Annotated in this window: 29 protein-coding genes; 15 read left to right on the forward strand and 14 right to left on the reverse strand. The window is 74.9% G+C overall.

The features are described from left to right. Positions 1–315: 315 nt before the first annotated feature. Together VE546_RS11330 and VE546_RS11335 are read left to right on the forward strand one after the other, a co-directional pair. Positions 316–1191: a peptidoglycan-binding domain-containing protein gene (locus VE546_RS11330; protein WP_324921213.1), complete on the forward strand. Its 876-nt coding sequence runs from the start codon at positions 316–318 to the stop codon at positions 1189–1191. Between the two features lie 184 nt (positions 1192–1375). Then, complete coding sequence (locus VE546_RS11335; RefSeq protein WP_324921215.1) at positions 1376–2083, forward strand: HAD-IA family hydrolase; 708 nt, start codon at positions 1376–1378, stop codon at positions 2081–2083. A gap of 57 nt (positions 2084–2140) precedes the next feature. On the opposite strand, the gene VE546_RS11340 is transcribed toward VE546_RS11335, so the two are convergent. Together VE546_RS11340 and VE546_RS11345 are read right to left on the reverse strand one after the other, a co-directional pair. Continuing rightward, on the reverse strand, positions 2141–2722 hold the full coding sequence (locus VE546_RS11340; RefSeq protein ID WP_324921217.1) for a TMEM165/GDT1 family protein: 582 nt from the start codon (positions 2720–2722) through the stop codon (positions 2141–2143). Positions 2723–3006: 284 nt separating this feature from the next. Further along, positions 3007–3810 carry an ABC transporter permease gene (locus VE546_RS11345; RefSeq protein WP_414720451.1) on the reverse strand — a complete coding sequence of 268 codons (804 nt, stop codon included), beginning with the start codon at positions 3808–3810 and terminating at the stop codon, positions 3007–3009. A 218-nt stretch (positions 3811–4028) separates the two neighbouring features. Between VE546_RS11345 and VE546_RS11350 the strand changes: the two genes are divergently transcribed. Further along, on the forward strand, positions 4029–4691 hold the full coding sequence (locus VE546_RS11350) for an HNH endonuclease family protein (RefSeq protein WP_324921218.1): 663 nt from the start codon (positions 4029–4031) through the stop codon (positions 4689–4691). A gap of 118 nt (positions 4692–4809) precedes the next feature. After that, positions 4810–6615 (forward strand): alkaline phosphatase D family protein, encoded by a 1806-nt coding sequence (locus VE546_RS11355; protein ID WP_324921220.1) that lies wholly within the window; start codon positions 4810–4812, stop codon positions 6613–6615. Here VE546_RS11355 and VE546_RS11360 read toward each other — a convergent pair. Then, positions 6575–7231 carry a superoxide dismutase family protein gene (locus tag VE546_RS11360; RefSeq protein WP_324921221.1) on the reverse strand — a complete coding sequence of 219 codons (657 nt, stop codon included), beginning with the start codon at positions 7229–7231 and terminating at the stop codon, positions 6575–6577. The genes VE546_RS11355 and VE546_RS11360 overlap by 41 nt on opposite strands. Positions 7232–7425: 194 nt before the next feature. Here VE546_RS11360 and VE546_RS11365 point away from each other — a divergent pair, with 194 nt between their 5' ends. Continuing rightward, complete coding sequence (locus VE546_RS11365) at positions 7426–8052, forward strand: DedA family protein (RefSeq protein WP_414720452.1); 627 nt, start codon at positions 7426–7428, stop codon at positions 8050–8052. An 88-nt stretch (positions 8053–8140) separates the two neighbouring features. Here the strand turns inward: VE546_RS11365 and VE546_RS11370 are convergent, their stop codons facing one another. From VE546_RS11370 to VE546_RS11385, 4 genes are all read right to left on the reverse strand, one after another. Continuing rightward, entirely contained in the window at positions 8141–8587 is a 447-nt protein-coding gene (locus VE546_RS11370) for a hypothetical protein (protein WP_324921223.1), read from the reverse strand. A gap of 133 nt (positions 8588–8720) precedes the next feature. Then, positions 8721–9542, reverse strand: a complete 822-nt coding sequence (locus tag VE546_RS11375; RefSeq protein WP_324921225.1) for an SAM-dependent methyltransferase — start codon at positions 9540–9542, stop codon at positions 8721–8723. Between the two features lie 38 nt (positions 9543–9580). Beyond that, positions 9581–9817, reverse strand: a complete 237-nt coding sequence (locus VE546_RS11380; protein WP_324921227.1) for a DUF397 domain-containing protein — start codon at positions 9815–9817, stop codon at positions 9581–9583. Between the two features lie 3 nt (positions 9818–9820). Next, a complete protein-coding gene (locus VE546_RS11385; protein ID WP_324921229.1) occupies positions 9821–10660 on the reverse strand; it encodes a helix-turn-helix transcriptional regulator in 840 nt (279 codons plus the stop codon). A 190-nt stretch (positions 10661–10850) separates the two neighbouring features. On the opposite strand from VE546_RS11385, the gene VE546_RS11390 reads away from it, so the two are divergent. After that, complete coding sequence (locus tag VE546_RS11390) at positions 10851–11273, forward strand: ATP-binding protein (RefSeq protein ID WP_324921231.1); 423 nt, start codon at positions 10851–10853, stop codon at positions 11271–11273. A 131-nt stretch (positions 11274–11404) separates the two neighbouring features. Here the strand turns inward: VE546_RS11390 and VE546_RS11395 are convergent, their stop codons facing one another. Then, entirely contained in the window at positions 11405–12271 is an 867-nt protein-coding gene (locus tag VE546_RS11395; RefSeq protein ID WP_324921233.1) for an AraC family transcriptional regulator, read from the reverse strand. 122 nt (positions 12272–12393) lie between these two features. Then, complete coding sequence (locus tag VE546_RS11400) at positions 12394–12945, reverse strand: flavoprotein (RefSeq protein WP_324921235.1); 552 nt, start codon at positions 12943–12945, stop codon at positions 12394–12396. A 95-nt stretch (positions 12946–13040) separates the two neighbouring features. Here VE546_RS11400 and VE546_RS11405 point away from each other — a divergent pair, with 95 nt between their 5' ends. The 8 genes from VE546_RS11405 (at position 13041) to VE546_RS11440 (ending at position 18775) form a co-directional block, all read left to right on the forward strand. Then, positions 13041–14228 carry a helix-turn-helix transcriptional regulator gene (locus VE546_RS11405; RefSeq protein WP_324921237.1) on the forward strand — a complete coding sequence of 396 codons (1188 nt, stop codon included), beginning with the start codon at positions 13041–13043 and terminating at the stop codon, positions 14226–14228. Positions 14229–14361: 133 nt separating this feature from the next. Beyond that, complete coding sequence (locus VE546_RS11410; protein ID WP_324921239.1) at positions 14362–14787, forward strand: DUF6415 family natural product biosynthesis protein; 426 nt, start codon at positions 14362–14364, stop codon at positions 14785–14787. Between the two features lie 65 nt (positions 14788–14852). Continuing rightward, positions 14853–15380, forward strand: coding sequence for a hypothetical protein (locus VE546_RS11415; protein ID WP_324921240.1), 528 nt, complete (start codon positions 14853–14855; stop codon positions 15378–15380). 233 nt (positions 15381–15613) lie between these two features. Then, a complete protein-coding gene (locus VE546_RS11420; RefSeq protein WP_324921242.1) occupies positions 15614–16207 on the forward strand; it encodes a gas vesicle protein in 594 nt (197 codons plus the stop codon). Further along, complete coding sequence (locus VE546_RS11425) at positions 16197–17147, forward strand: gas vesicle protein (RefSeq protein WP_324921244.1); 951 nt, start codon at positions 16197–16199, stop codon at positions 17145–17147. The genes VE546_RS11420 and VE546_RS11425 overlap by 11 nt, the downstream gene beginning before the upstream one ends. 61 nt (positions 17148–17208) lie before the next feature. After that, on the forward strand, positions 17209–17523 hold the full coding sequence (locus tag VE546_RS11430; protein ID WP_324921246.1) for a gas vesicle protein K: 315 nt from the start codon (positions 17209–17211) through the stop codon (positions 17521–17523). Next, complete coding sequence (locus tag VE546_RS11435) at positions 17520–18377, forward strand: GvpL/GvpF family gas vesicle protein (RefSeq protein ID WP_324921247.1); 858 nt, start codon at positions 17520–17522, stop codon at positions 18375–18377. Before VE546_RS11430 ends, VE546_RS11435 begins: the two co-directional genes overlap by 4 nt. A 191-nt stretch (positions 18378–18568) precedes the next feature. Further along, positions 18569–18775 (forward strand): DUF4236 domain-containing protein, encoded by a 207-nt coding sequence (locus VE546_RS11440; RefSeq protein ID WP_324921248.1) that lies wholly within the window; start codon positions 18569–18571, stop codon positions 18773–18775. Positions 18776–18844: 69 nt separating this feature from the next. Here the strand turns inward: VE546_RS11440 and VE546_RS11445 are convergent, their stop codons facing one another. The 5 genes from VE546_RS11445 to VE546_RS11465 all read right to left on the reverse strand — a co-directional run bounded on the left by VE546_RS11445 (position 18845) and on the right by VE546_RS11465 (position 23017). Continuing rightward, a complete protein-coding gene (locus VE546_RS11445) occupies positions 18845–20992 on the reverse strand; it encodes a restriction endonuclease (protein WP_324921250.1) in 2148 nt (715 codons plus the stop codon). 159 nt (positions 20993–21151) lie between these two features. After that, a complete protein-coding gene (locus tag VE546_RS11450) occupies positions 21152–21826 on the reverse strand; it encodes a class I SAM-dependent methyltransferase (protein WP_324921252.1) in 675 nt (224 codons plus the stop codon). An 85-nt stretch (positions 21827–21911) separates the two neighbouring features. Next, entirely contained in the window at positions 21912–22322 is a 411-nt protein-coding gene (locus tag VE546_RS11455) for a RidA family protein (protein ID WP_324921254.1), read from the reverse strand. Positions 22323–22437: 115 nt separating this feature from the next. After that, positions 22438–22602, reverse strand: a complete 165-nt coding sequence (locus VE546_RS11460) for an HGGxSTG domain-containing protein (protein WP_324921256.1) — start codon at positions 22600–22602, stop codon at positions 22438–22440. 169 nt (positions 22603–22771) lie between these two features. Beyond that, positions 22772–23017, reverse strand: coding sequence for a hypothetical protein (locus tag VE546_RS11465; RefSeq protein WP_324921259.1), 246 nt, complete (start codon positions 23015–23017; stop codon positions 22772–22774). Positions 23018–23193: 176 nt separating this feature from the next. On the opposite strand from VE546_RS11465, the gene VE546_RS11470 reads away from it, so the two are divergent. After that, positions 23194–24024: a nuclease-related domain-containing protein gene (locus VE546_RS11470; RefSeq protein ID WP_324921260.1), complete on the forward strand. Its 831-nt coding sequence runs from the start codon at positions 23194–23196 to the stop codon at positions 24022–24024. Positions 24025–24096: the final 72 nt, after the last annotated feature.

Consider the following 24096-nt stretch of genomic DNA (forward strand, 5'->3'; position numbering starts at 1 on the left):
ATCGTCTGGTCCAGGGCGGCGGGCAGGCTGCCCAGCAGCAGGGCCCCGGTCGCCGGCCGCGCGGCGCACCGCGGCCGTTCGGCGTCCGGTCCGGCGGGCGGGGCGCCGGCGGCCGGTGCGGGCCGCGTCATGGTCGCCTCCCCGCCGCCGGGCGGACGCCGCTCCGGTACGGCGGCGGGCGGCGCGGCCCGTGGTCCCGTGTGCGTCCCGGGGCGGGTGCCCCGGGACCACCGGGCGGGCCCGCGACCGCGGGGCGGAGCGGTGGATGCCCTTCCAGTAATCTCTGGTGACGTTTCTGAGGGAGGGGAGCCCCCTGTGGCGGAGACACTCATCTGCCCCGTATGCCGGAGACCTGCCGATGCCTCCGGCCGGGCGACCTGCCGGTGCGCCGAGGTGGAGGTGCTGCCGCGCCCGGTGGCGCAGCCGGACGAGGGGCCGGACCCGGCCGACCTGGCGATGTTCGAGAAGGCCGGACGGGCGGACGACGACACGTCCCCCCTGCCCGCGGTGGCCGCGGCCCCGCGCCGGCGCCGCCGCGTGGGGCGCGGCATGGCGCTGGCCGTGGGCGGCACCGCGCTGGCCGTGATCGGCTCCGGTGCGCTGGTGGCCGGGATGTTCCTGGGCGGCGACGACCCCTTCGACGAGGCGCGGTTCGAGGGCCGGGACGGTGCGCCGACCCTGCTGCTGCCCAGCGACGCGCCCGGCGGGGAGTCGGCGGAGGCGAGTCCCGGCGGCTCGGCGTCGCCCTCCGCCCCGCCCCCGGCGTCCCCCTCCGCGTCCGCGAGCCCGTCGCAGAGCCGTCCGCCGTCCTCCTCGCCCGCCTCCCGTGCCCCGTCCACCGCTCCGGCGGCGCCCGGGGACGGCAGTCCGCGGCCGTCCTCCTCCCCCACCGCCCCGGACCGCGACGGCGGACGCGACGGGCACCGCGGCGGCGGCGACTGGTGGGACGACGAGGACCGGCAGCAGGAGCCCGTGCTGCGCGAGGGCGACAGCGGCCCGGAGGTCGTGGAACTGCAGTACCGGCTGCGCCAGACGTACGCCTACCGCGGCGACGTGGACGGCAGGTACGACGGCGAGGTCCGCGAGGGCGTGGCGCGGTTCCAGGAGTGGTACGGGGTGCGGGGCGACCCGGAGGGCGTGTACGGCCCCCACACCCGCCGGGCACTGGAGGGCGCCTCCCGGGGACGCTGACCCCGGGAGGGGGTGGCGCAAAGGCGAACCGCTTTGTATCGTAGAGGAACAAAGTGGTTCGCCCGTTCCCCGTACCTGACAGCGGGGTCCCTGACCAGCGGGCGAGCCACTCTGTTCTTCCCGCCCCTCCGCCCGCGTTCCTCCCGTCCCCTCCGCCCGCCCTCCTTCCCGCCGGAGCCGCCGCATGTCGCCGGACCCCTCGGACACCCCGTACGCCCGGGACGCCACCGCCGTCCCCCTGACGGCCCGCGCCCTGCTGCTGGACATGGACGGCACCCTGGTCAACTCCGACGCCGCCGTCGAGCGCGTCTGGCGCGGCTGGGCCGCCGAGCACGGCCTGGACCCGGAGGAGGTCCTGAAGGTGGTGCACGGACGGCAGGGGTACGCCACGATGGCCGCCCTGCTGCCCGACCGGCCGATGGAGGTCAACCACGCCGAGAACCGGCGGCTGCTCGCCCGGGAGACCGCCGACACCGAGGGCGTCGTGCCGGTACCGGGCGCCGCCGCCTTCCTCGCGGCGATCGAGGACGTCCCGCACGCGCTGGTGACCTCGGCGACCGTCCCCCTGGCCACCGCCCGCATGGCCGCCGCGGGCCTGCGGATGCCGCGGGTGCGGGTCACCGCCGAGTCGGTCAGCGCCAGCAAGCCGCACCCGGAGGGCTTCCTCAAGGGCGCGGCCGAGCTGGGCTTCGCGCCGGAGGACTGCGTGGTCTTCGAGGACTCGGGGGCGGGCATCGCGGCGGGCCGCGCGGCCGGCATGCGGGTGGTCGGCGTCGGCCCCCGGGCGGCGTCCTTCGCCCCCACCCTCCACGTGCCGACGCTGGAGCACCTGCGCGTCGAGCCGGCCGGCGACGGCGCCGTGCGCCTGTGCGTCACGGACGGGAGCCACTGACGCACCGGGGCGGGGCGCGGGGGACGGGAGCCTGCGCCCCGTCCCCCGCGCGTCCCCTCACGCGGTCAGCGCCTCGTAGAAGCTGAGGGCGGCCAGGACGAGCATCACACCGGCCGCGATCCGGGAGATCAGCCGCAGGGGGACGCGGCGCATCAGCGCACGGCCGCCCAGGATGCCGATGGCCGCCACCGACCACAGGGCGAGCACCGCGCCGAGGCCGACCGAGAGCGGGTTCTCGTAGCGGGCGGCGAGGTTGGCCGTCATGATCTGGGTGAGGTCGCCGAACTCGGCGACCAGGATCAGCATGAAGCCGCTGCCCGCCACCTTCCAGAAGGACTGGTCGGCGGGCCTGCGGATCTCCTCGTCCCCGTCGTCCTTCTTCAGCAGCAGCATCAGCGCGCCCGCCAGGAACAGCACGCCGGTGATCCCCTGCACCAGCCAGCGCGGGAGCAGGGTGAGCACGCTGCCCGCGGCGACGGCGAGCGCGACATGGACCGCGAAGGCGGCGGCGACGCCGGCGAAGACGTACGAGGCGCGGTAGCGGGTGCCGAGCACCAGCCCGGCCAGGGCCGTCTTGTCGGGAAGCTCGGCCAGGAAGACGACGCCGAAGGTCACGGCGGCGACGGTGAGGCTGAACACGGAGAAGGAATCCTCGCTCGGTCGGGCCGCCGCGCCGAGGGCCCCGCGGGGAGCGAGCGCGCTTCGGCACGGCAGCGTCATGGTCATGGATCACGAACACTGCGGCCGAAGGTCTCGCTGGCACGGTGCGCGGGCACCGGCTCCGGGCGCCGGGTCGGCCGCGGCAGCGGGCCGACCAGTGTGTCGACGGTCCGGCGAAGAGCTACTCCCCTTCAGACGGGCCAAGCCTACGGGATGCCCCCGGCGGGCGGCCAGCGCCGTCCGGCCGCTCCGGCCCGTCCGCCTCAGCCGTCGCCGTCCCGGTGCAGCCGCCCGCGCGCGACCAGCTCCAGCACCACGGCGACCGCGACCGTCTGCACCAGCATCAGCGCGACCAGCACGAAGAGCTGCACGGCACCGGCCTCCACCGGCGAGGCGCCGCCCAGCAGCATGCCGGCGAAGGCGCCGGGCAGGGTGACCAGTCCCACGGTCCGGGTCTGGTCCAGGCCCGGGATCAGTGCGCCGGAGGCCGCCGGGCGGGCGATCTCCAGCCGGGCCTCGCGTTCCGGCAGCCCTATGGCCAGGCCCGCCTCCACCTCGCCGCGCCGGGTGTGCAGCGCCTCCAGGGCGCCGCGCCCGGCGAGCACGGTCGCGGTGAGCGCACCGCCGATGAGGATGCCGGTGACGGGGATCAGGGTGATGCCCCTCACCGGGACCAGACCGGTGAGCAGCAGCACGAGCACCACCGGCAGCACCCCGGCGGCGATCGGGAGGGCCGCCCACCACCAGGTGGCGTTGCCGGTGACGCGCCGGCCCGCGGTCCGTACCGCCACCGCGTACATCAGGACCAGGAAGGCGAGCAGGCCCGGTACCGCGCCGACGACCCAGCCGATCGCCCACGAGACGGCGGCGAGCTGGACGGCGGCGCGCAGTCCGGCGGTGAGGACGCCGCGGGCGTGGCTCCGCTCCCCCTCCTGGGCGAGGCGGGCCGACGCGGCGATGCCGGCGGCGGCCAGCAGGAAGACGGCGAGGACGACCCCGAGGGCGGGGGTGACGGGCAGCAGGACGTCGGCCGCGACGTCGGCCGCCCGGTGCGGCACGGCTGACACCCGGCCACCCTACGCGGCGGCGTCCGGTGGTGGACGCCGGGCGGTGGCGCCGTGCGCGCCGGGCGCGGCGACCGGTCCGGATCGCGCTCTTGATCTGACGTGCTCATGTCGTCACCCTGTTACCTGGCCCCCACCGGGAGGAAACCTTTCGGCGCCACCCTGACGGAGCCCTGTTCACCCGCACATCCCCCCATTCCAAGGGAGTTCACATGCACGGCATGCGCACGCCCGCTGCGCAGCGCGGCTTCTACGCGCGTCAATCCACCCTCCTCGGCGCGTTCCTCGCCCTGTGCGCCGCGCTGCTCCTCCTGAACGCGCCCGCCGCCCAGGCTGCTCCGCCCACCCCGCCGAGCGCCTCCACCGCGCTGTCCTACCTCAACGCCCTGTCGGTGCGGGCCGAGGGCTCCTCGGACGGTTACAGCCGCGACAAGTTCCCCCACTGGATCACCGTCAGCGGCGCCTGCAACACCCGCGAGGTCGTCCTCAAGCGCGACGGCAGCAACGTGGTGCAGGACGGAAGCTGCGCGGCGACCAGCGGAAGCTGGTACTCCCCCTACGACGGCGCCACCTGGTACGCCGCCTCCGACGTGGACATCGACCACGTCGTGCCGCTCGCCGAGGCGTGGCGCTCGGGCGCCAGCGGCTGGACCACCGCCCGGCGGCAGGCGTTCGCCAACGACCTGGACACCGCGCAGCTCATCGCCGTCACCGACGACGTCAACCAGGCCAAGGGCGACAAGGACCCGGCCGAGTGGATGCCGCCGCGCACCACCTACCACTGCACCTACGCCCGGATGTGGGTGTGGGTGAAGCACAGCTACGGCCTGTCCGTGGACTCCGCCGAGAAGAGCCGGCTCAGCAGCGTGCTGAGCGGCTGCTGAGCCGGCGCACCGGATTTCCGGAAACTCCCGGCCCTCCCCCGTCGTTCCCGGGTGGGCGGACCACCGGTCCGCCGGGACCGCCCGGTCCGCCCGGAGCGACGGAGGGAGGGCCACCGCCATGGCCGAGCTGCGCCTGGGGCCGCTGCTGCGGTACGCCGACGCCGACTCCGCGACCGTCTGGGTCGAGACCGACCGGCCCTGCGAGGCCGAGGTGCGGTGCGACGACGGGCCGGAGGGCGGCACACGGGACGGCAGACGGGACGGGGACCGGGGCGCCGTCCGCGCCTCCTGCCGCACCTGGCAGGTCGCCGGCCACCACTACGCCCTGATCCCCGTGACCGGGCTGCGCCCCGGCACCGAGACGCCCTACCGCGTCCTGCTGGACGGGCGGCAGGTCTGGCCGCCGCCCGGCTCCCCCTTCCCGCCGAGCACCATCCGCACCCTCCCGTCGCCCGGCACCACGCCCGGCACCACGGCGGAAGCCCCCGACGGCCCCCCGCTGCGCGTCGCCTTCGGCTCCTGCCGCTGGGCCGCGCGGCCCTCCGCCGCCCACGGCGCGATGGAGCCCGACGCCCTGGACGCCCTGGCCCGCCGCGTCCTGGCCGATCCGGCCGGGCGTCCCGACGTGCTGCTCCTGCTGGGCGACCAGGTGTACGCGGACGAGACCTCCGAGGTGGTCCGCCGCAGGATCGCCGCCCGCCGGAGCCTGGCCGAACCGCCGTGGGGGCAGGTGGCGGACTACGAGGAGTACACCTGGCTGTACGAGGAGTCCTGGCTCGACCCCCACGTCCGCTGGCTGCTGTCCACCGTCCCGAGCTGCATGATCTTCGACGACCACGACCTGATCGACGACTGGAACACCAGCGAGGCCTGGCAGCGCCGGATCCGCGCCGAGCCCTGGTGGCGCGAGCGCGTCCTGGGCGGGCTCACCTCCTACTGGGTCCACCAGCACCTGGGCAACCTCTCCCCCGCCGAGCTGGCCGCCGACGAACTGTACGCGGCCGTGCGGGCGGCGGACGGCGACGCGGCCGGGCTGCTGCGGGAGTTCGCCGCGCGCGCCGACGCCGATCCGGCCGGCGCCCGCTGGAGCTACCGCCGCGACCTGGGCCGGGTGCGGCTGCTGATGGTGGACACCCGCGCCGCCCGCGTCCTGCCCGAGCGGGAGCGGGCGATGCTCGACGCCGCCGAGATGCGGTGGCTGCGCGAGCAGGTCCTCGACGGGCGCGGCTCGTACGACCACCTCCTGATCGGCTCGTCGCTGCCCTGGCTGCTGCCGCCGGCCGTCCACGACGCCGAGGCGTGGAGCAGCGCCCTGTGCGGGGGCGTGCGCGGGCCCCGCTGGGCGCGGTTCGGGGAGAGGCTGCGGCAGGCGGCCGACCTGGAGCACTGGGCGGCCTTCCCGGCGTCCTTCCGGGAGCTGGCCGAGCTGGTCGCGGAGGCGGGCCGGGGGCCGGACGCCCCGGCGACGGTGCTGGTGCTCTCGGGCGACGTGCACCACGCGTACAGCGCCGAACCCCGCTTCGGGGCACCGGTGGACGCGCGGGTGGTGCAGCTCACCTGCTCGCCGATCCACAACGGCGTCCCGGCGGTGCTGCGGTGGGGCTTCCGCTTCGGCTGGAGCCGCGCCGGGCGGCTGCTGGGGCGGGCCCTGGCCCGGCACGGGCGGACGGGACGGCCCCCGGTCGGCTGGCGGAAGACGGGCGGGCCGTGGTTCGGCAACCAGCTCATGACGCTCACCCTGCACGGGCGCCGCGCCCGGTTGCGGCTGTACCGGGCGCGGGCCCGCGGCGGCCGGGACGGCCGGGACGACGCAGCCGCCCTGGAGACGGTCCTCGACAGGGAACTCGGCCGCCGGCCGCGGCCGTACCCGGACGGCCCGGGCGTCACCGCCCCGCCGGGGCCGCCGGCGCGAAGGGCACGGTGAGGCAGGCCACCCCCGCTCCCGCGTGCCCGGTCCGCCCGGAGCCGTGCCGCGCGGACCGCTCGTGGAGCACCACGGAGCGCGCCTCGCCCGCGCGGAAGCGCCAGGTGCGGCTGGCCCTGTCCTCGTCCCCGCCGTGGTCGTCGGTCTCCAGCTCCAGCCGGATCTCGTTCTCCGGGTCGTTCTCCGGGCCGTCGTCGCGGGAGCCGGTGGACGGCGTCCCCGGGGCCCTGACGTTCCGGTAGTGCGGGCCGGAGTCCTCGGGCCGGGAGCCGCACGGCCGGGTGTGGACGTGCGCCTCGTAGGCGTGGTCGGCCGGCAGGCCGCGCACGGTGAGCGAGACCGACATGCCCCGGCGGTCGGTGAGCTGGGCGACCGCGATCGTGGCGCCCGCGGGCACCAGGCGCCTGTCGTACGTCACGGCCGGCGGCACGGTGGTCCCGCCGGGTTCGGCGAACACCCCGCCGGCCAGCACCACCCGGCTCCTGTCGTCCTGGGGAGCGGTCTTGCGGCCGTCCTTGCGACCGTCGCCGGCGGCCCCCGCGCTGCCCGTCACCACCAGCGCCGCGGCCAGCGCAGCCGCCGACGCCGTGCACGCCCGAATCCTGCCCGTCAGCATGTCCGTCACTCCCGTTCGAAAATCGTCGTGGTGAGCCGGTTCGCCGGTCTATGCTCCGTCAATTCCCGCTGTTCACCGGGGAAGGAGCCGTGGCGGCACCCGGCAGAACCCCACGTGTGACGCGGGCGTACGCTGTACGGCGGCATACCGCTCCGGGGGGCCGGGGCCGAACGGGGGTCACGGTGCAGGAAACACTGGGGGACTTGATCCACGCCCCCTGGGTCTACGTGCTCATAGGGCTGTCCGTGCTGCTCGACATCTTCCTCCCCGTCCTGCCCAGCGGTGTCATCGTGATCGCCGCGGCCGGCGCCGCCGCCGGGAGGACCGCCGTCGACGCCACCGGGCTGCCCGCGCCGTCCGCCGGCTTCCCGCTCTTCGAGGTGTGCGCGCTGGTGCTGTGCGCCGCCGCGGCGTCGGTGCTGGGCGATCTGGCGGTGTACGGACTGGCCCGGAAGGGCAGCGCCCGCTTCGCCCGGGCCATCGCCCGTTCCCGGCGGCTGGCGGCGGCCCAGGGCCGGCTCGGCCACGCCCTGGCGCGCGGCGCCGGCCCGCTGGTCGTGCTGGCCCGGTTCGCCCCGGCCGGGCGCTCGGTGATGAGCCTGGCGGCGGGCGCGGCGCACCGGCGCACCGGGGAGTTCCTGCCCTGGTCGGCCCTGGCGGGCCTGGCCTGGGCGCTGTACGGCGTCGGCGTCGGCTACTTCGGCGGCCAGTGGCTGGGAGCGAACTGGCTCGGCACCGCGGTCCCGGTGCTGGCCCTCTTCGGCGCGGGCGGTCTGGCCGCCTACCTGGTGCGGCGCCGGCCGGGGCCGAGCGCCGCCTGACGCGCGCCGCGGCGTTCCGCCGCCTCCCCGCCCCGCCGGAACGGCTCCGCCCGTGGGCCCGGGGACCGGATGTTCAGGGACCGGGTGTTCAGGGGCGCGCGTCGCGGACCGCGCACTCGCCCGCGGCGATGTGCGGTTCGAAGAAGGCGCGGTCCGCCCTGGGGTCCTTCTCGTACAGCACGAGGCAGACCTGGTGGCCGCTCCGCTCGTCGGTGAGCTGGAAGTGATAGGTCATCAGGTAGCCGCCCGGCTCCTCCAGCCGGTTCCCGGCGTCGGCGATGCCCACGTGGGGCACCGGCAGGTCCCGCCGCCGCGCCGTCTCCTCCACCGCTCGGCGCACCTCGTCGGAGACGGCGCGGTACGAGTGCCGCCGGATCTCCCGGCCGGCGACGGATTCGGCGGCCCGTACGGTCATCTCCCGCAGCTCGGCGGCGTCGAGGCCGCCCCGCGGCGCGTTGACGTACCACAGCGTCCCGGCAACCGCTCCCAGCAGCGCCAGGCCGACGCCCGAGGCCACCCATGTGCGCACCGCCACCCCCGTTCCCGTCCCGTCCGTCCCCCACCGAGATGCTACGCGCCCGCCCCCCGGCGGCCACTGCCGCGGGGGGCCCGGTGCGCCGCCGGCGAGCCGTGCGACGGGGCGGGCGGGACGGGTCCGGGGCCCGCGGTCAGGGCTTGCGGGCGACGCCCGCGTAGAGGGACACCTCGGCGTCACTGGCGTCCGCGAAGGGCTGGTCCGGCTCCGGCTTCCAGTGGTGCGGGGCGACCAGGCCGGGCTCGACGAACTCCAGCCCCTCGAAGAAGCGCAGGATCTCCTCCCGCGTCCGGGCCCGGGCCGAGGCGGCGGAGCCGGACATGGAGAGCCGGCTCAGGCGCTCCCAGGTCTCGGGGTCGAAGTCCGGGGTGCAGTGGGTGAGGGTGAGGTAGCTGCCGGGGGCCAGCGCGTCCACCAGCCGCGCCACGGTCTCGTGCGGCTTCCTGTCGTCGCCGACGTAGTGGAGCAGCGCGTTGAGGGAGAGCGCGACCGGCCGGCTCAGGTCCAGGACCTCGCGCAGCTCGGGGTGGTTCAGGATCGAGTCCGGGTCGGTGGCGTCCGCGTGCAGGTACGCCGTGCGGCCCTCGGGCGTACTGCGCAGCAGCGCCTGCGCGTAGCGCAGCACGATGGGGTCGTTGTCGGCGTAGACGATCCGGGCCTCCGGTGCGAGGTCCTGGGCGACCTGGTGGAGGTTGGGCTCGGTCGGGATGCCGGTGCCGACGTCCAGGAACTGCCGTATGCCCGCCTCGCGGACGAGCCACCGGACCGCCCGGTGCATGAAGGCGCGGTTGACGCGGGCCCCGGTGCGCACTCCGGGCCAGATGCCGATGACCGCCTCGGCGCCCTGGATGTCGGCCTCGTAGTTGGTCTTGCCTCCGAGGAAGTAGTCGTACATCCGCGCCGAGTGCGGTCTGCTGGTGTCGATGTCGTCGGCGTGGAAGCCCTGCGCGGTCATCTGCTCTCCCGTGGGGGGTGGTGGGTGGTCGTGGTGGCTCAGTTGAGCAGGAAGTCGGCCTCGCCGAGCTTGGCTCCCCGGATGAACGACTCGATCTCCTGGTGGGTGTAGATCAGGGCCGGACCGTCGGGGTCGTTGGACTGCCGCAGGGCCACGCGGCCGTCGCTGAGCTTCATCGCTTCCACGCAGTTGCCGCCGTTGGTGCCGCTCCACGGCTTGTGCCAGCCTTCGGTCCCGAGTTCCTTGGCCGGCATTCCGTTGTAAATGTGACCCATCGGTCAGAACTCCTTGCGAATGTCACCGAGGAACTCCTCGGTGTGTCGTACTGATACGGCCTGCGCGCCCATGCGGTCCAGGACCTCCAGGTAGGCGGCCGTGTCGGGGCGCTCGTCGAGATAGACGGCGCCGGTGAGGCTTTCGGTGTAAACGATGTCCGGCAACTCCGGTATGTCGAACCGGAACAGTTGGAAGGGGCCGAACATGCCCGGGTGGGGCCCCGCCTCGAACGGCAGGACCTGGAGCGTGACGTTCGGCAGCGCCATCGCCTCCAGGAGCCGGTCGACCTGGGCCCGCATGACCCCGGGCCCGCCGACGGGCCGGCGCAGCACCGTCTCGTCCATCACCACCCACAGGTGCGGAGGGTCGGGCCGGGCGAGGAGCGACTGCCGTTCCATGCGCAGCGCGACCCGGCGCGCGAGTTCCTCGTCGGACGCGTTGGGGAAGCCGGTGCGCAGCAGCGCGCGGGCGTAGTCGCCGGTCTGGAGCAGGCCGGGGACGCAGTGGGGCTCGTAGCCGCGGATGACGGAGGCGGCGCCCTCCAGGCTGACGTACAGGCCGAACCAGTCCGGCAGGACGTCGCGGAAGCGGTGCCACCACCCGGGTCTTCGGGACTCCTCCACCAGCGCGAGGAAGGCGTCGATCTCCGGCCGCCCGACCCCGTAGGTCTCCAGCAGCTTCTCCACGAAGAGCGGTTTCAGGCCGACTTCGGCCTTCTCCATGCGGCGGACCGTCGCGGCGTTGACGCTGAGCACGCGGGCGGCCTCCTCGTAGGAGCAGCCGGCCCTCTCCCGCAGGTCGCGGAGTCGCAGGCCGAGCACGATCCGCCCGACGGTGGTCACGTTCCCTCCCTCCGAAAACCCTGGTCGGACAGAGAGTCTGACACACCGTCGATGACACGAGCAGCCTGCCCCGAATATTCTGCAATTTGCAAGACGCCTCTTGCCTTCTGCCTGCCGCAGCGAGGATAGTGAGGGTTCCCACAGGTAGACGGACGGAAGGCGAACGGCCGTGGTGCTATCTCAAGGCACGATGACGCTCCCGAGCCGGGTCGGTGTGCGTCCTGACCTGCGTCAGGAGACCTTCGAACTCCCGGCCCAGGCCGTCTCCGTCGCCGACGCCCGCAACCGCGCCTTCGAGCGCCTGCGTCAGTGGGGCATCGCCGCCGACGTCTGCCACACGGCACGACTGGTGGTCTCCGAACTGTTCACCAACGCCGTGCTGCACACCGACAGCGACCGGATCGGCTGCCTGCTGCACGTCGCCGACGACCAGATCCGCATCGAGGTGCGCGACCAGGGCAGCTACGCGAGCACGCCGATGCTGCGCTTCCCCAGGGCCGACGACGAGCGCGGTCGCGGCCTGCAACTGATCGAATCACTCGCCCATGCCTGGGGTGTGGAGTCCGCCGGACGCGGACTGGGCCACATCGTGTGGGCCGTCATCCGGCCCTGAGCCGTCCAGTGGCCGGATGACCGAAAGGGCCCGGCCCCCGTCCCGGCGAGGGGACGGGAACCGGGCCACAGAGGACGGGGCCCGAGCCGCGTGGGGGCGGCTCGGGCCCCGGTCCGTGGGCGGATCGGACCTCAGTCCGTGGTCCGCTCCACGGGGATCCACAGCTCCGCGTCCGCCTCCGTCCCGTCCGGGGAGAGCCGGGTGCGCAGGATCTCCGGACCCGGCCTGCTCCGGTAGGGGTTGGACGGGAACCACTGCGTGAACACGTCCCGCCACAGGTACTGGATGGCCTGCGGCACCTCGCCCGAGCCCTCGAACACCGCCCAGGTCCCCGCCGGAACGGTGAGGACGTCCATGTCCTCGGGCGCCGGGGCGCCGGTCACCACCCCGTGCCAGTAGTCCAGTTCGCTGCCCTCCGCACGGTCCTCGGCGAGGTTGTCGCTCACGCTCACGATCCCGTGCGGCTCCTGGTCGGAGAGTTCCTCCAGGCGGCGCAGGGTCTCCCGGCCGATGCCCCGCACGAACTCCATGATCGCCGGGTTCGCGCCCTCGTGCACCAGGGGGACGCGCGTCCTCCTGCCGACCACGGTGAACTCCTCCTTCTCCACAACCCGGTACCGCATGCCGCTGCTCCCTTCGACGACGAGTCGGAAGGACATCCGGGGCTGGGAGTTCAGGGCCGCACCGGTCCGCCTGGCCTCACCGGGGCCGACGCCGTGCACGGCGCGGAACGCGCGCGCGAACGCCTCGCCCGAGCCGTAGCCGTAGCGCACCGCGATGTCGAGCAGCGTCCGCTCCCCCGCGAGCACCTCGGCACCCGCGACGGTGAGCCGCCGGCGGCGGACGTACTCCGACAGCCCCATGCCCGCCAGCGCGGAGAACAGCCGCCTCAGGTGGTACTCCGAGGTGAGGGCGATCCGCGCCAGCTCGGCCGCGTCGACCGGCCGGTCGAGGTTCCGCTCGATGTGCTCCATGGCCTGGTTCAGCCGTTCCAGCACTCCCGGCCCTCCTTCCTTCCTTGTTCGCCGTCCACGCTAGGGAGGGCCGGTCCCGCCGCACCCGACATCCTGTGCCCGGTCCGATCACCCCGGTCAGGTCGGTCCGCGCCGGTCCGCGCCCGTCACGCCCGGTGGGACTCCGCCGCCTCCCGGGCCGCGTCCAGGGCCAGGTGCCACGGGTACTCCTCCGGCCGACCCTGCCCCGGTGGGTTGGGCACGAAGCCGCCGGGGCCGTACAGCACCCGCACCCCCGCCCCGCGCAGGGTCTCCAGCGACCGGTCGAACTGCGGGTGCCGGGCGTAGGACGAGTTCACGCACGGCATCACCACCAGCGGGATGCGCTTGCCGATCGCCTCCATGGCGAACCCCACGACGAACGTCTGCGTGATGCCCAGCGCGCACGCGTTGACCGTGTTCAAGGTCGCCGGGGCCACCACCACGACGTCCGCCCGGGGCCAGACGTCCGGCCGGCCGGGCAGCCGGTAGGAGCTGCGCACCGGGTGCCCGGTCAGCTCCTCCAGCTCCGGCAGCCGGTCCGCCAGCCACTCCCGCGCGGTCGGCGTCACCCCCAGGCACACGTCCCATCCCTGTGCCCTGGCGTCACGGACCGCGCGGTCGATGTACACGACCGGTGGTGCGGCGCAGCCGAAGAGGTACAGAACTCGGTTCGTCATACTGGGCAGTTCACCACATACGACCGCTCTCCACGCCGGTCCGCCGGGCCGGAACGCGGGTACCGTTCCGGTGAAGCACGGAACGGAGGCCCGGTATGCCCGCACCGGACGACGAGCACATCGGCAGCCGGATCGCCGCCCAGCGGAAACGCGCCGGACTCACCCAGCGGGGACTCGCCCAGCGCATCCCCTACTCGTACAGCCTCCTGCGGCACGTCGAGAGCGGGCACAAGAAGGCGTCCCCGCAGCTCGTCGCGGCCGTCGCCCGGGCCCTCCGCATCGACGTCGCCGTCCTGACCGGGCACCCCGAGCAGCACCCCCTGCGCCCCGACCGCGTCGCCGCCCTGGTCCGGCCCATCCGCGAGGCGCTCGACCTGTACGACCTGCCCACGGACCCCCGCGAGGCCACCGCCTCGGCCGCCGACCTGATCGCGGCGGCCGACGCGCTCTGCCGCGACGTGCGCGAGGCGCGGCTGTACCAGGCGGCGGCGAGCCTGCCGGGCCTCCTGACGGACCTGACCGTCTCCTGCCGGGAGCGCCCGGGCACGGAGCTGTGGCGGGCCATGGCGTCCGCGTGCCGCAGCGCCCACGACGTGGCGACCAAGCTGGGCCACTACGACCTGGCGGTCATCGCGCTCGACCGGATGGGCTGGGCGGCCGACCGCGCCGGCGACCCGCTGCTGGGCGCGGTCCGCCAGTACAAGCGGGCCCTGTCCTACCGCAGCCGGGACGCCCAGCACCGCATCGGCCTGCGCATGGTGGACTACGGGCACGCGCTGGTGGGCCAGGCGGAGCGGGGCACCGAGGCGCTGGCGGTGGCCGGGCAGCTCCACCTGGGCGCGGCGGTGATCGCCGCCCGCGCCGGCGACCGGTCGGCCGTCGAGGAGCACCTCGCCCAGGCCGGGGAGACGGCCGCGCGCACCGGGGAGGTCGGGGCGGTCCACTGGCTGTCCTTCGGCCCCGCGAACGTCGGGGCGCACGAGGTGTTCGCCCGGCTGGAACTGCGCGAGTTCGACGAGGCGCTGGCGGTGGCGCGCGCCGTGCGCCCGCCGCGCGGCTGGGCGGCGTCCCGGCGGGCCGCCCTGCTGGTGGACGTGGCCCGCGCGGAGATGGAGACCGGCCGGGTCGAGGCGTCGCTGACCTCGCTGATGAAGGCCCGCAGGCTGGCGCCCCAGCAGACCCGTTTCCACCCCCGGGTGCGGGAGACGGTGGAGGGGCTGCTCCAGTCGCGGCGCCGCTTCCCGGACACGCTGACGCGGATGGCCTCCTGGGTCGGGGTGTGAGCCGGGGCGCGGACTCCGGGCCCGCGCGCCCCCGCCCTTCCCGCACATGTGTCACCGAAGAGTGACAGTTGAGAGGGCGTCGCGCCGCCACGCTGGGGCCGTAAGCGATCAGTGACGACGTCCGGGGGTTCCCGTGCAGACGACACCCGACGCCATACCGACCGCGGCACCGGCCGCCGGCAGCGACCAGGTCCGTCCGACCCACCCGGCCGACGGGGCCGACGAGGTCGACACGGACACCATCCAGCGCACCATCCTCCGGGCCCTGGCCCACGGCAGCGCGTCCCCGTGCCGCGAGGAGCTGGTCGAGCTGGAGGCGCTGCTGCGCGGCCACATCCACCTGCTGCTGCCGTACGCGCGGGCCCGCGCGAACTCCCTGCCGCCGGCCGGCGCCAGATGGCTGCGCCACCAGGCCCGGCTGGCGTGGATCGGCAACCAGGTCAGGCGGGGGCTCGGCGACGGGATGCAGTCGGCCCGGCAACAGGTACGCTCCCTCGCCCTCGACTGCCGTTGGCTGCTGCGGCAACTTCCCGGACGGGACAGGAAGACGACACCGTGACCATTTCCCCTTCCCCCCACCGGACGGGCCCCGCGTCCCGCCCGGCAGGTTCTCTGTCCGCCCTCGTGCCCCGGCAGCCGGGTCCTCCGGTCCACGAGACGGACCGCGCCGCGGGTGCTGTCGCCTCCGGCGCCGCGGACGGCCGCCCACCGGTCGACTGGCTCTCCCCCACCGGCCGGCTGCCCGCCGTCCTGTCCGCCTGGGGGCGCGGCGTCCTGGCCGAGGTCCCCGCGGGGATCGCCTGGGACGTCGTCCGCCTCCCGGCCAAGCTGGCGCACGAGACCGTGCAGCGGCTGCGGGCCGCCGGCGCCCCGCTGGGACCGGTGCTCTCGGCTCCGCTGGGCGCGGAGTTCTTCGTCGCCGCGGGCTCGGCGGACGGCTGGGACGTCGCCGAGGGGACCGTCCTCCCCTACGGCACGCTGGTGCTGATGCCCGACCCGGGCGTCACCGGCTCCCGCCGGATCGGCGACCGCGGCTGGCTCGTCGCCCCGGCCGGACAGCCGCTGCCCCGGGGAGCGGACCTGCGGGACGCCTACGCCGAGGCCCGTGCGCACGCCGCGGAGACGGCCGAGGACGCCGAGACCACCGTGTGAGCGGCGCACGGGACGGCGCGGAGCCGTCCGCGACCGCCCTCGCGGCACCGTCCACGGCCGTCCGCGGCCGTGGACGGCCCGCCGTACGGGACCGGCCCCGGCGCCGCGTCCGCCCCCGTTCCCGCTGGTGACGGGCGTGCCCACCGCGGCCGTGGCGGGCTCTGGCCACCCCACCGGCCTCCGGGGTCCCGCCGGGGACGCATGGGATGCGGCCACCCGGATAGGCGTACGGGGTGAGCACTTACCAGGAGAGAGGCATCCCGGCCGAGGCGGACGCGGCGCGGTCCGCGCCCGCCCGGACGCCGGCCGCCGCGCGGGGCGGGGGCATCGCCTCCCGCGCCCCCCGGCCGCTGGAGCCGCGGCGCGACGGCGAGGGCAGCCTGGCCCACGTGGTGGAGACCCTCCTCGACAAGGGCCTGGTGCTCAACGCCGACATCATGGTGTCGGTGGCCGGTGTGGAACTCCTCGGCATCCGGCTGCGCGCCGCCCTGGCCTCCTTCGAGACCGCCTCGCGGTACGGGCTGGAGTTCCCCGCGGGCACCGACACCGAGACGGCCGCCTGGCGCGAGGCGCGCGAGGAGAAGGAGACCTGCCCCGAGTGCGGGAAGCGGGTCCCCGTCCGCCAGTTGCTGGAGGAGTGGTGCCCGTGGTGCGGGTGGCGCAGCGCACAGGCCCGGCTGGCCGCGGGCCGTCAGGCCCCGCAGGCCCTGCCGGGCTCCGGCCGCGAGGACCGTGACGACCGTGACGACCGGGGCCACCGTGACGACCGGGGCGACGACCGGCGCGAACGCGTCGTGAACCGGGAGGACGAGCGGCGTGACGGCTGAACGTCCTCCGCTGAAGCCGACGAGGGACCCGCGGGTCACCCTGGACGACCTCGTCGAGGTCCTGCTGAACAAGGGCGCCGTCCTGCACCTGGACCTGATCGTGGCGGTGGCCGACATCCCGCTGATCGGCGTCAGCCTGCGCGCGGCGATCGCGGGCATGGAGACCATGCTGGAGTACGGCATGATGCGGCAGTGGGACGAGGACACCCGCGCCTGGGCCGAGCGCTCCGCCGCCCGGCGCGCCCTGGACCTGCGCGCCGGTGAACAGGTCCTGGCCCGCATGCCCGGTGGCCACCTGCTGGAGGACGACACCCGCGCCACCTGGCGTCCCGGCACCGTCCACCTCACCGACCAGCGGCTCGTCGTGCTGCGCCGCGACCCGCGCGAGGTGCTGTGGCAGGCCGAACTCGCGGCGGTGCGCGCGGTGCGGCTGGAGACCGAGCGCACCGTCGGCGGCGAGCCCCGCACGCGGGTGCGCGTGCACCTGGCGGACGGGCCCGGCGCGCTGCTGTCCGCCGCGGACCCCGGGCACCTGCGCGACCTGCTGGCGCGCACCTGTCCGGCGCCCCTCGCCCTGGACTCCCCGGGCTCCGCCCGCCCGCTCGTGCCGGGGCCCGACGACCGGGCGCTGGTGGAGGGGCACCTGTGGTACCACGAGCCGCGCCGGGACGGCCCCCTGTGGCGCGGCGGGCACGGCCGGATCACCCCGGCCGGGCTGGTCTGGAAGTCGCCGCTGGACGCCCGGCCCGCCCTGGTCGTACCGGCCGCCCGCATCATCGCGGCCCACCCCGGAACGGGCCACGGCCCGGGCGGCGAGGGGACCGCGCTCACCGTGGAGACGGACTCGCACGGGACGCTGACCCTCGCGGCCGACGACCCGCACCGCTGGGCCGGGGCGCTGCGCTCCCTGAGCGGCAGCCCGCCGCTGCCCGCGGCATGACGCCCCGGGAGACCCGGGGCGTCCCGGAAGGCAGCAGGCCGCAGCAGGTTGAGGAGGAAGCATGGCCCTCACAGTCGACGAGAAGAGCCTCAAGAACGGCGTCCTGACCCTGGTGGTCACGCTGGTCGAGGTGATCCAGGAGGCCCTGGAACGGCAGGCCCTGCGCCGCATGAACGGCGGCGACCTCACCGAGGAGGAGCTCGAACGCCTCGGCGACGCCCTGCTGGAGCTGGACGAGGCGATCGAGGAGATCAAGGAGGACCACGGCATCACCGGCTCCGTCGCGGACCTGCACCGGGGCCTGGACGAGGTCGTGGACGACGTGGTGGACAAGCTGGTCAACCCCGAGCGCTGGGCCCGGGAGGTGCGGCGGTGACGGACCGGGCCCTGTACGTGTACGCCCTGGTGCCCGACCGGCCGGGCGCCGCGGACGGCGTCACCGGCGTCGACGGCCACCCCCTGCGCCTGCTGGACGCCCCCGGCACGGGGATCGCCGCGCTGGTGCACGACGCGGACCCGGTCCCCTACCAGGGCACGGACGACGAGGTGCGGCGCCGGGTGGGCGAACAGGACAGTGCGGTCGTGGCGGTGTGGGAGCGCACCGGCACGGCCCTGCCCATGACCTTCAACGTCCTGGTGGCGCCCGGCACCGCACCCGGCACCCCGCCCGGCGACTCCCGCACCGCCGAGGACCGCCTGCGGGCGTGGATCACCGGCCGCGCGGACGAACTCCGCTCCCGGCTGGACGCCCTGGCCGGCCGGGCCGAACTCAGGGTGGAGATCACCGTCGACCGGGCGGCCTCGGCGCGGGACGACGAACGCGCCCGCTCCCTGGAGGCGGAGATGGAGGGCCGCTCCCCCGGGCTGCGCCGCCTGCTCGCCCGGCAGTTGGAGCAGATCCGGCGGGAGTCCTCCGAGCGCCTGGCCGACGCCCTCTACGCCGACGTGCGCCGCCGGCTCCTGGCGGTGACGGAGGACCTGCGCGAACGTGGCCGCGGCGCGCGCGGCGCCGACGAGGTGGACGTCCTCTCCGCGGCCCTGCTGGTGCGGACGTCGGACATCGAGGCCGTGGGCACGGTCCTGGCGGAGGTCCAGGAGGAGGAGCCCGCCGCCCGCATCCGCTTCCTCGGCCCCTGGCCGCCGTACTCCTTCGCCGAACTCCCCGGCGACGGCCCGGACGCCCCCGCCGCTCCGGAGCCCCACGGCCGGCCCGCGCCCGCGGGGAGCTGACCCGCTCCCCGCCCACGCGTGCCCGGTGACCACCACCGCCGGTGTTCCCGGTTCCCCGGGCCGGACGGCGTGCCCCGCCAGGTTCGTCCGGCGCCGCGTTCGTCCGGCGGGGGAGCGGGAACACGTACACCACCCGCAGTCACCACCTGCGGCGGGGACGTTCCACCGCCGACGACCACTGAGGGGACCGCATGTCCATCACGTTCCGCAAGAGCTTCCGCATCCTGCCGGGGGTCCGGCTGAACATCAACCGCCGCTCCTGGTCGGTCACCCTGGGCAAGGGCAAGGGCCCGAGGCACACGGTCAGTTCGTCCGGGCACCGCACCACCTCCATGGACCTGCCCGGCCCGTTCGGCTACCGGAAGCGGACGACGAGCAGGCGCCGCGGCGCCCACTGATCCGCCGGCTCCGCGGCGCGCGTGCGGCGGCGCCGCGGAGCCGGGCGGCGGTGCGGCGGAGCCGGGGTCTCACTCGACCTCGATGCCGTACTCCTCGACCAGGGCCACCAGGCCCTCCGGGTAGCCCTTGCCGCCGAGGACGAAGTTCCAGTCGCCGTTGGCGCGCCTGCGGAACGAGCCCAGGACGAGGGCGGTCTCGCCGGGACGGCCGTCGGAGACGTCCAGCTCGTCGACCACCGTCCCCGAGGGGTCGGAGAGGCGGATCCGGGCGTCCGTGAAGCCGGACAGGTCGGCGTCGGGGTTGGTCTCGGGATCGACGGCGGCGACCAGCACCAGCCGGTCCGCCTCCCGGGGAAGCCGTTCGAAACGCACCCAGACCGCGGCCTTGTCCTCGCCGGAGCCGGGCATCATCCGCACGCTGCCGTCCGGGGTGCTGGGGTTGTTGTAGAAGACGAACCGGTCCTCGCCGAGCACCCGGTTCCCCTGGCAGACGAGCGCGCACACGTCCAGTGCGACGCCGCCGGACCACGTCAGGCCCAGCACGGTGGTCCCGTCCAGCTCGGCGTCCAACCGGGCGTCGAGGTCGGCGTCCGACCCGGAGCCGGTGCCGGAGCCGGCGTCCGGCCCGGCGCCGGGAGCGGCCTCCCCCCGGCGGAGGGCGCCGCGGAGACGTCCGCCCAGGCCGTGGCGGTGGAGGAGGTCCACCAGCTCGGTGCCCTGGATCAGGGTGAGCGGCTTGCCGGCCGCGAAGGCGTGCGATCCGGGCCCGAAGGCGGACGTGGTGATCAGCACGCCCTTGTTCGCGCCGACGCTCTGGACCGTGCCGTACAGGTCGCGCACCGCGCTCGGCGGCACGGTGTTGCGGTACCGCTTGACCTGCACGACTATCTTTCCGCCCCGGATGGGGTCGGGGTCCAGCGCGTCCACGTCCACGCCGCCGTCGCCCGACCGGCTCGTCGTCACCGCCTGCATGCCCATGGCCCGGAACAGCTCCGCGACGAGTTCCTCGAACTCCAGCGGGTCCATCTCGTGCAGGTCGGGCTCCTCACCGTCCCCGTGGGAGACCACGGCGCGCCCGGCCTCGCCGGGCAGCCGGGCCGGACGCACCTCGGCGCGCCGGTCCGGACGGTCGGAGAGCTGACCGCGGAGACCGTCCACCAGGCACTCGGGGGCGCTCACCTGCGTCAGGTTCAGCCGGTCGAAGTCGGCGCGCGGCACCAGCACCGTGGCCAGGAAGACCCGCGTCCGGTGTCCCGTGACGGGGTCGGTGTCGTCCACGAACCCGTTGAGGGTGACGGAGTCCAGCACGCCGAACCGGTCGGCGGCGAACAGGTCGCGCACCGCCAGCAGCACGCACTGCGCGAGCACGTCCCGGTACAGGGCCCGCCGCTCGGTGGCCGGCCGGCGGACCTCCTTGTCCCGGTCGGCGCCCGGCATGTACTTCACCGCCGACACCTCCGGCACGACGGCGTAGCCGGGCAGCTCCCAGTTCAGGACGAGCTGGCGCGCGGCGGCGTCGAACGACGCGGACACCTGGCGGGGGAAGCCGTCCGGCCACCCCTCCGAGGCGTACAGCGCGGCGGTGAAGTACTCCACCACCGCGTCCGGTTCGCCCCGCCGGAGGTTGGCGACCAGCTCCTCGACACCGGCGTTGTGCCGGCGGATCGCCGCCAACTGCTCGTCCGCCCACTGCTGGTACTGCCGTTGGTAGGCGGCGAGCCGGCGCTGCCGCTCGGCCTCGGCCGCCTGGGCCGCGTGCCAGTCGTGCTCGTACCGCGCCCGGGCCTGCTCCTGGGCCTGCCGGTTCGCCCCGAGAACCCAGCCGCCCCGCGGCTGCGGCTGGTACGCGGCCGGGTCCGGCATCGGGACGGGGACGCCGAGCTGCCCGGGGCTGAACGGTTCGACGTGCTCGGGGCGCCTGAGCGCCTCGGGCGTGAACGCCGGGGCGGCGCAGCCCGTCACCAGGAGGTTCCGCAACACCTCGACCCGGCGGTCGAGTTCGTCGGTGCGCCGCCGCGCGTCGGCCTCCCGCCGCTCCCGGTAGGCCGCCTGCTGCTCCCTCCGGCTGCGCGCGGCCGCCCGCTCCGCGGCCCGCTGCCGGCGCTCCTGTTCGCGCTGGTGCTGCGACCAGGCACGCCGTTGCGCCTCCTCCTGTCGTTGCTGCTGGCGCTGGATCTCCGCCCAGGTGGCGACCAGTCCGCGAGAACGGCGGCTCATGTACGTCGTGGTCCTCCTCCGAGCCCCCCACAGGCCCCGAACACACCGTTGGTTGAAGAAGTGACGATATCGTCCCGGCTCCGGTTCCGTCACTGTTCGCAGCCCGCCGGTCACCGTTCCGGCATCCTCCGGGCCCGCGGACGGGCGGCCCGGTCCGCTTCAGGCGGCCCGTCGCCAGATCCCCTCCCACTGGCACCAGTGTCCCGGAGCCGGCGGAACCCTCCGCTCGGTCACCCTGCTCAGCGGAACGACGGGCTCGAAGCCCTCCGGAAGGGCCCCCTCGAGCTCGCGCTCCCCGAAGAAGTGGATGTCGAGCCCGCGCTTCGGGCCCTCGGTGTAACGGATCGTCACCCCGCCGTCGGCGTGGGTCTCGATCACCTCGTGGGCCGGGTGGAAGCGGGTTCCCACCGCGTTCACCCGGACGCACAGCAGTCCGCCGGGCGACACCAGGCCGGCCGCCGCCGCCAGGTGCTCGTGGCACTGGTCGCGCAGCCCGTGCTGGAAGACCTGGATGCCGATGACGACCGGGAAGCGCCTGCCGGGCGGCAGGTCGTGCACGGTGCCGTGCACGAGCCGGTCGGCGGGCAGCCCGGGGAGCCGCCTCCGCAGCGCCGCCAGCGCCTCGCCCGAGACGTCGAGCCCCACCAGATCGAGCCCGGCCCGGCGGAGCGGAACGAAGTTGCGGCCGTTCCCGCAGCCGATGTAGAGCCCCGAACCGAGTCCGCGGGACCGCGCCGCCCCGACGACGGCCTCCACCATCGCCACGGCCGGCTCGCCCTCGTAGCGACCGCGCCGGTATTCCTCGTCCCAGCTCTGGGCCGTCTCGCTCCTCACGCCTTCTCCCCTCGCCCGGAACGCCGTCGGAACCCCTGTGCCATGACGGGAACGGCCCCGGCGGCGTCCGGGCCACCGGACACGGTCAGGAGTCGAGCACGGCGGCGACGGCCTCGATCTCCACGAGCTGGTCGTCGTAGCCGAGCACGGTGACCCCCATCAGGGTGCTGGGGACGTCGTGGTCGCCGAACGCGTCCCGGACCACCTCCCAGGCGGTCACCAGGTCCTCCCGGCGGCCCGACGCGACGAGGACCCGCGTGCTGATCACGTCCTCGATCGACGCGCCGGCGTCGGCCAGCGCGGTCCTCATGTTCTCGACGGCCTTCGCGGCCTGGCCGGCGTAGTCCCCCACCGCCGCCGTCGTCCCGTCCTCGTTGAGGGGACACGCACCGGCGAGGAAGACCAGCCGCGCCTCGGCGGGCGCCGTGGCCGCGTACGCGTACTCGGCGACGTCGGACAGGGAGGTGGAGCGGATCAGGGTGACGGCGCGGGCCACGGCGGTTCCTCTCGGCTCGGAGCTGGGCCGCCCATCCTTCCAAAGGCCTTTCCACGTAAGCCGGTTGGCGCCTCCTCCACCGACTCCGCTGCCGGCCCACTCCTTGCGGCGCCGCTCACTTCCTGCGGCGCTTGCGCGCCTTCGCCTTGCGCCTCTCGATGGTGTACGACGACCAGTCGCCGCGGTGGAGGTGACAGCGTGATGCGCCGACCATCGCCAGGTTCTGGCACCTGGTGCCCTTCTCCGTCCACGCCCCGCACTTCGACTGTGTGCGCGCCACGATGAACCGCCCCCTGCCCGGTGTGAGCCGTCCCGACCCCGTCCAGGGTCGCCGCACCGCGGCTTCCGGGAGAAGGCGCACGGCGGAGCCGGAGGAGGCGTTCCCAGGGCGCGGACTCACCTGCGCGCCCCGGGCCGGTGCTCCGGCCCTCCTCGACCGCCCGGGAACGTCACTCCGCGGAGCGCCGACGCGCCGCCAACCGCCGCAGCCTGCGGCGGCGTTGCCCCGCCGCGCGCTGCTGGGCCCTCACGACGGCGACGGTCTGCGGATCACTGATCAGGTCGTAGTCGTGCATCAGGAGCGGGTCGTCGTCCTCGGCCAGAAGGCGTCGCAACGTGTCGATGCGGCGCTCGGGGCTGACGAGCAGCCGCTTCGACTCCAGCCAGGCGGCCAGGCCGCCGTCGTCCTCCAGCACGGAAACACCGTAGCCAGCCGGGACGACACCGTCATGGCCGTTCTCCGGGCGCGGACCGACGCCGTGCGCCGGCCTTGGTGAAGCGGGGGAATGCTTACCGCGCCGGCGTGCTTGTGGTTGCCGGTCGTGACTGCTCCCATGGCTGTGGTGTCGTCGCTGTCGCGTGGGGGTGGAGCGTGAGCGGGTTACGAATCTCGCCGTGGAAGCGGTACGGGCACGACCGGCTCTATGTGAACCTGCCGGACGGCACCAACGTGGCCTGGTACGACCGGAGAACCGGACGGCTCACCGTGCTCGCAGAGGAGTACCGGGCCGAGGTGGTCGATGTGATCGCACCACACCTCTCCACCGTGGGGGTGCCGCCATCCACCGAAGCCGGGACCCTGCCGCCGGACCCCGCGGACGATCTCGCGTCGAACCGGCCCGGCGAAGCACTCCGCAGGAAGGTCGACGAGCTTGCCCCGCGAACGTGGCTGTACCTGCTGATGCGGCTGCTCGGCAGGAGGTCCGAGGCGGACCGCTGGCGGTCGGGCCTCAAGGGCGAACAGGTCACAGGGGCGGAACTGGAACGCCTGGCGACAGGCGGCTGGCGCGTGCTGCACTCGATTCCGCTGCCGGGAGACGCGGACATCGACCACCTGCTGATCGGTCCGGGAGGCGTCTTCTGCCTCAACACCAAGCACCACCCCGGCGCAAGGGTCTGGGTGGGCGACGACTCGGTGAGGATCGGCGGACAGTCGTATCCCCATGTGCGCAAGAGCCGCAACGAGGCCAGGCGGGCGTCCAGGGTCCTCACCGGGGGCTGCGGTTTCCCGGTCGACGTGCAACCGGTGCTCGTCTTCGTCGGCGCGGCCAGGGTGACCACGGTGGCCACCCTGCTCGATGTACGCGTGTACGAAGGTCGTGAGGTCTCGGCGCTCGGGCCGCTCACCGGAACCCTCGCGCCGCCCGATGTCGAGAGGATCTACGCCGTGGCCAGGAATCGCCGCACGTGGGAGAGGGCTTGATCACTCCCTCCGACGAAGGCCGTGCATGACGGCTGGATGCGGTGGATGAGGCGGAGAAACCTGCAACGGTTC

The sequence above is a fragment of the Streptomyces sp. genome, assembly GCF_035644915.1.
Taxonomy (GTDB): domain Bacteria; phylum Actinomycetota; class Actinomycetes; order Streptomycetales; family Streptomycetaceae; genus Streptomyces.